Annotated in this window: 3 protein-coding genes; all 3 read right to left on the minus strand. The window is 59.8% G+C overall.

Annotated features, from left to right (window positions below; genetic code table 11):
* Window positions 1–317: 317 nt before the first annotated feature.
* Window positions 318–722 carry a hypothetical protein gene (locus tag A3754_RS16070; RefSeq protein WP_063518878.1) on the minus strand — a complete coding sequence of 135 codons (405 nt, stop codon included), beginning with the start codon at window positions 720–722 and terminating at the stop codon, window positions 318–320.
* A complete protein-coding gene (locus tag A3754_RS16075; protein ID WP_063520515.1) occupies window positions 719–1,540 on the minus strand; it encodes a fatty acid desaturase in 822 nt (273 codons plus the stop codon). Before A3754_RS16075 ends, A3754_RS16070 begins: the two co-directional genes overlap by 4 nt.
* A gap of 214 nt (window positions 1,541–1,754) precedes the next feature.
* The coding region (locus A3754_RS16080) for an acyl-CoA dehydrogenase family protein (RefSeq protein WP_197468687.1) at window positions 1,755–2,228 on the minus strand (474 nt) is incomplete at its 5' end.

Consider the following 2,228-nt stretch of genomic DNA (forward strand, 5'->3'; position numbering starts at 1 on the left):
GCACACCGATCATAGCATACCCGTTGCATAGTGCAGCGATTAACCTTTTGTTAGGGAACCTCTGAATAACCCCTTGCATGCTCAGCGTGGCCTGAAGCGTGCAGCTGTTGTGTCTTGTCTCGATGGCCAGGGTGGTTCCCTTTCCGAGAGGCAAGGCGCAGCAGATGTGCGCTTCAGGCCGCGCCCTTCGGGTCTTCCAGGCTGGCCCGCACTCGTTGTTGCCCTTTTTCGATGGATGGACATACACCTTCAAAAGCGCGCCTAGATTGCGAACCAGCCTGAAAGACTGAGTACGCAAGGGGTTATTCAGAGGTTCCTTAGAGGATCGGCGCGTTTTCCACCGTGATGATCACTTTCCGGGGGCTGGCCTTGCGGCTTCGGTTGTAGTGCCAGGTGGCCTTGTGGGGCTTGTCGAAGACGCGGGCAGAAAGCTCGGAGAGTGGGGCTTCACAGGCATCAATCCGCTTGGCGGCGGCGTTGAACGCGGCCAGCAACTGGTGGTTGAGCGGGGCCTGCTGGCGGCTCACGGCGGCGCTGCATTGGCTGCCTTCGTCCACACTCAGGTAGTTCACCGCCGGGGAAATCAGCACAAACTGCCTGAGTTGGCGCTGGCTGGCGTCCACCACCTCAATGCACTGATGTACCCAGTAGTAGTAGCAATCCTGGGCGCGGGCGGCGGCGCAAGACAGCATGATCAGGCAAAGAATCAGGCCACGTATCATGAGGGGAGTCCTTCTCCTTCGCGCTGCTGGCGGGCGGGTTCCCACTGCAAAAGCACGTTTTCGGTGATCAGGTGGTCCGGAATCCGGTGGCGGATTTTGGCGTGCAGGTCCGGCAGTTCACTCCAGTGCAGGCCGGGCAGCATGTGATGGGCCGTGTGGTAGCCCAGGTTCCAGGAGGGCAGGTTGTAGCGTTTCAGTTCCACATTGCGCGAAGCGTGGAAATGGTCGTCGTAGCCGGTGCCGGCGTGTTGCCCGTAGGTATTGTCCAGCAACATGAACAGCATGCTGATCATGGGAATCAGGAAGACGATAAAGGCGTTGCGCGGGTCCAGCATGAAGGCGGCGGCCAGCGGGATATTGGCGAGCACCAGCAGACGCAGGAAGCGACGGTACAGTGCCGGATGCTGGCGACCGATGCGGTGGATTTCCGGGTAGATGCGCAGGGTGTTGACCAGCACATAGCGCCAGCGTGGCATCAGGTTGCCGTCCGCCTGCTGCCAGGGGGACGGGTCGTTGTCCGGGTCCAGATAGAGCTGGTGGTGGCCGATGTTGTGGTGCAGCGTCCAGCTCAGCGGGCTGGTGCCGGTCTGCAGGTACATGACCATTTCGAACAGCCGGTTTAGCGGGCGCTTCACGAAGGTGTTTACGTGGTGGTGGTTGTGGCAGATGGCGCCACAGGAGACCTGCACCGGCAACAGGGCAAGCATGCCCAGCCAGGTGGCCAGCCCCTCGCTGAAGAAAAACAGGCCAAGCTGGATGCTGAATACCGCTAACACCAGAGCAACGGCGAGCCGGTCTGCTCTATAGCGTACTACCATGAGAATCACCCTGGGCCCGGCGGCGTCTTTGAGAGGTAGTACATCCGTACTACTCTGAAAAGGCGGTTTGGCGGACCTTACTACGAATAATGAATGAGTGTAGTCAGGGGAGATTGTGTGATGAAGACCACAAAAACCATCGCGCTGGGCGCGATGGTCAATATGCTTACATAAGTGGTAGTCAATTGCTTACATAGCCGGGGTTCTGTGCAGGTTAGACGCGGCCCAGCAGGTCCCGGGCGATGGCGATAATCTGCATTTCATCCGTACCGGCATAAATCTGCAGAATTTTGGCATCGCGCATCAGCTGTTCCACGCGGGATTCGCGCATGTAGCCGTAGCCGCCGTGGATCTGCACCGCTTCGGTGGCCACTTCCATGGCCGCCTGGGCGGCGTAGAGTTTCATGGCAGAGGCCTCCGCCAGTGTCATCTGCTCGCCTTCGGCGGTCATCTCGATGTAGCGAAACACCATGTTCTGCAGGTTGGTGCGGGCTACTTCCATCTTGGCCAGTTTCAGCTGAATCAGCTGGTTCTGGCCAATGGCGCGGCCGAACTGCACCCGGTCGCTGGCGTATTGGGTGCTCAGCTGCAGGGCGCGTTCCACCATACCCAGGGCCATGGCCGCTACCCCGGCCCGCTCCTGCATGAAGGTGCCTTTGGCACCGCTGCGGCCGTAGCCGTCTTCGCT

The sequence above is a fragment of the Alcanivorax sp. HI0083 genome, assembly GCF_001635175.1.

Bases quoted from the DNA above. Each gene is read 5' to 3' on its own strand.
- A3754_RS16070 (WP_063518878.1), bottom strand. From the start codon at position 722: ATGATACGTGGCCTGATTCTTTGCCTGATCATGCTGTCTTGCGCCGCC.
- A3754_RS16075 (WP_063520515.1), bottom strand. From the start codon at position 1,540: ATGGTAGTACGCTATAGAGCAGACCGGCTCGCCGTTGCTCTGGTGTTA.